Consider the following 3,969-nt stretch of genomic DNA (forward strand, 5'->3'; position numbering starts at 1 on the left):
TGCGGGGGTGTCGGTTTTGGCCACGAGTCGGCAGCCGTTGGGGGTGGAGGGGGAGCAGATTATTGCGGTGGCGCCGTTGTCGGTGGGTGATGCGATGAGGTTGTTTGGGGAGCGGGCGCGGGCGAGTGCGCCGGGGTTTGTGTTGGATGCGCAGCCGGTGGGTGCGGTGGCGGAGATTTGTCGGCGGGTGGATTGTTTGCCGTTGGGGGTGGAGTTGGCGGCGGCGCGGATGCGGGTGATGAGTGTTTCGGATGTGGCGCGGCGGTTGGATCGGTTGGGGTTTTTGCGGGGGGCGATGCGGGGTGCGTTGCCTCGGCAGCAGAGTTTGACGGCCACGATTGATTGGTCGTATCGGTTGTTGAGTGAGTCTGAGCAGGTGTTTTTTGCGCGGTTGTCGGTGTTTGCGGGTTCGTTTGATTTGGCTGCGGCCCATGGGGTGTGTGGGGTGGTGGGTTCGGCCGAGGACGACACGTTAGAGGTGTTGGCCGGTTTGGTGGATAAGTCGATGGTGGTGGTGCGCAGCATGACCGACCACACCCGTTACGGCGTCCTGGAAACGCTGCGCGCCTACGGGCAGGAACGCCTGCAGGAACAGGGCATCGAGAAGCAGCTGGCGATCCGGCACGCCGAATATTTCACCGAACTCGCCGAGCGAGCCTTGGCCGGGCTGGAGACCGCCGACGAACGCGAGTGGATCGAGCGGATGCTTCCCGACTACGACAACTTGCGCGCGGCGTTCGAGCGGGCGATGACCGAACACGACACCGATCTGGCACTGCGTCTCGTGGCTTCGTGTGGCGAGATTCTCGGTGTACGGGTCGGGTACGAAGTCTTCCGATGGTCCGAACGTGTCGTTGCCGTCGCCGACCCCGACCACCCGATCTTTCCTGCCGCGGTGGGCATGGCCGCCAGGGGCGCCTGGGGCGCCGGTGAGTATGTCCGGGCGCGAAATCTGGCGGATATGGCTGGCGGACGGGTCCCGATGCCCGGTACCTCGCGGATCGCTTACCCGGGGGATGTACTTGCCGACGTAGACCTTTTCGAGGGAAAAGTCGACCGTGTTCTTACGTACTGGCAGGATCAGGCCGCTCAGGCTCGCAGCAGCGGTGATCTGATCCGGCTCGGTCAGACACTGTCGACGCGCGCCGTCCTACACGGTGTGCTGGGCGGTGATTTTGATTCACATCTGCCCAGCGCGCAGGAGGGCGTCGAGATCGCCGAGGCGACCGGAAATCCGACGGCCCGCTCGACGGCTTATTTCGGACTGGGGTTTTTGCTTAAGAGGTCCGATCCCGGGCGGGCTTTAGCTTTGTTCGACGAAGCGGCAGGGCTGGCCGGGGACGTGCAGAACTTCTGGTGGTACGGCATCGCGTTGATGGAGGCCGCCTCGACACGTGCGGTGCACGGCGATCCCGTCGTCGCCGCGCAGATGTTCGACGAAGTGCTTGACCATTGGGATCGCGTCGGGGACTGGACCGAGCTGTGGATCTCTCTGCGTTACGTCACCAGGCTCCTGATGCGGCTGGGCGCCGAGGATGACGTGGCTTTCCTGCATTGGGCGCAGCTGAAGGCGGGTAAGGGAACACCCCTGCATGACGAGCAATTGAGCGCACTCCAGCAAAGCCTGGGCGCAGAGCGCTTCGCGGCCTACGGCGATTCGCCGGCCGACGGCCCAGAGGCCGTGGCACGCGTGCGTTCGACGCTGCAGCGCTATTCCCAGCACGCTGCGGCAGCCGCTAGGTAGGTTGCCGCGCCGCTGCAATGGACGCGGCACCGGAGTTCGCTGGTGTGCCGGCTGCTCGCCAACGATAACCAGCGGAACGCCCGGTGCCGCGTCGTCGGGGGCTCTTCGGATTAAGTACCGACCTGAACTCCGAAGCTTCCGTTCAGAGCGGCCTGCAGGGCGAGCTGAAGGTTGAGCAACGCGCTGCTGGCTGCAACAGCGAAGTTGGCAGCAGTGTCATTCAGCGAGAGCAGGAAGGCGCCGCCGGTCTGAGTCAGCCCTGTCAGGGCGCTTTGGATTCCCGTTGTCAGCGCCCCGCCGGTCTGGCCAAATCCTGCGAGGCTAGTTCCGAAGCTTGCGCCCACGGCATCACCGAAGACGCCGGCCACCTGTGCCACGGCATTGGTCCAGATGCTGGCCAGGGCCATCCCGGTTTCACCGCTTCCGGACAGTGCAGCTAGCAGGTTGCCAGCTACTCCCGCTCCGGTCTGCGTCAAGCCGCCGAGGCCGGCAGAAAGGCTGGCGGACAACGCTTCACCGGCATCCACCAGGCCGTTGAGGCCTGAGTTGAAGGCTCCCGAAAGTGCCGCGCCCAGTTGGGTGGCGACGTCGGCGCTGAGACTGGCCGTGAGCGCTGCGTTGAGGCCGGCGAACCCGCCGCTGAGCGCTGCGTTCAAGCCGTTGAGGCTGGCGCTGAACCCGCCCGTCAAGGCTCCGTTGAGGGCGGTGTCCAGCGCAGTGTTCAGGCTTCCTGCCAGCGTCTGTCCGGTGCTGATCAAACCGTTGAATCCGGTCTGCAGCGCGGTCAACCCACCGCTGAATGCCCCGGTGATCGCGGGCAGTCCGCCGGAGAACGCGGCGTCGATAGCGGCGTTGAGGCTGTTGAGGCCGGTGCCGAAGGCTCCGGTGAACGCTGCGTTCAAGCCATTGAGGCTGGCGTTGAACCCACCGGTCAGGGCAGCGTTGAAGGCGGCTCCCAGAGCAGGCAGGTTGAGTGCCGGCAAGGTGGCGCTGAAGCCTCCGATCAGGTTCTGTCCGGCATTGATCAGGCCGCTGAGCCCGGCCTGGAAGCCGGAGAACCCGCCGGCGATCGCCGCGTTCAGGGCAGGCAGGCCGCCCGTGAGAGCACCGCTGAGAGCAGCCGAGAGACCGGTGAAGCTGGCGCCGAGGCTGCCCGAAAGTGCCCCGCTCAGCGCGGCGGAGAGCGTCGGCAAGTCGAACGCGGGCAGGTTCGGGAAGCTGAACGGCGGCAACGTGAACGGCGGCAACGTGAACGGCGGCAGCGCTAGCGGCGGGAGTTGGAAGCCGGCCACCAGTGTCTGACCCAGGTTGACCGCTGCGTTGAGGCCGCCATTGAAGGCGCCGCTGATAGCGCCTGACAAGGCCGGCAGTCCGCCGGAGAACGCTGCGTTGACCGCGGCATTGAGGTTGTTCAGCCCGGTGGAGAACGCGCCGTTGAAGGCCGCGCTCAGGTTGTTGAAGCTGGCGCCGAGGCTGCCCGAGAGTGCGCCGGTGAGTGCCGCCGATAGGGCGGGCAGGTTCAACGGCACGCTCGGGAAGGTGAACGGCGGCAGTGTCAGCGGCGGGAGGGCCAAGCTGCCGGCCAGGGTGGTTCCGACGTCCACCAGCGTGTCCAGACCCGCGGTGATAGCTCCGCCGATGTTGGGCAGGGTCGGCAAGCTAAACGGCGGAATCGCGAACGGCGGGATCGCGAACGGCGGGAGTTGCAGGTTGGCGACCAGGGCGGGCAGTCCGCCGTTGAAGGCGCCGTTGATGGCTGCGGACAGGCCGTTGAGGCCGCCGGTGAGTGCTCCGTTGAAGGCGGCGGACAGTCCGTTGAGGCTCAGGCTGAGGTTGCCGGAGAGGGCTGCGTTGATGGCGGTGCTCAGGTCGGGCAGTCCGGGCAGGGTCGGGAATGGCGGAATGGTGAACGGCGGCAACGTCAATGGGGGTAGTGCGAAGTTGCCGGCCAAGTCGACCAGGGCGTTGATGCCGCCAGTGATCGTGGCGCCCAGGTTGGGCAGTGCGGGCAGCGTCGGGAACGGCGGCAGCGTGAACGGCGGAATCGCGAACGGCGGGATGGCCAGGTTGCCGGCCAGATCGACCAGGGCGTTGATGCCGCCGGTGATCGTTGCACCGAGGTTGGGCAGTGCGGGCAGGGTCGGGAACGGCGGAATGGTGAACGGCGGCAACGTCAATGGCGGTAGTGCGAAGTTGCCGGCCAAGTCGACCAGGGCGTTGATGCC

General features: G+C 66.2%; 2 protein-coding genes. One reads left to right on the forward strand and one right to left on the reverse strand.

All coding sequences use genetic code 11. The features are described from left to right. The coding region (locus tag A5634_RS02280) for an ATP-binding protein (RefSeq protein ID WP_437339934.1) at positions 1 to 1,744 on the forward strand (1,744 nt) is incomplete at its 5' end. 110 nt (positions 1,745 to 1,854) lie between these two features. Here the strand turns inward: A5634_RS02280 and A5634_RS28530 are convergent. After that, on the reverse strand, positions 1,855 to 3,969 hold a 2,115-nt coding region (locus A5634_RS28530; protein ID WP_065142469.1), incomplete at its 5' end, for a beta strand repeat-containing protein.

The sequence above is a fragment of the Mycobacterium asiaticum genome (assembly GCF_001673365.1).
In the GTDB taxonomy this organism is placed as follows: domain Bacteria; phylum Actinomycetota; class Actinomycetes; order Mycobacteriales; family Mycobacteriaceae; genus Mycobacterium; species Mycobacterium asiaticum_A.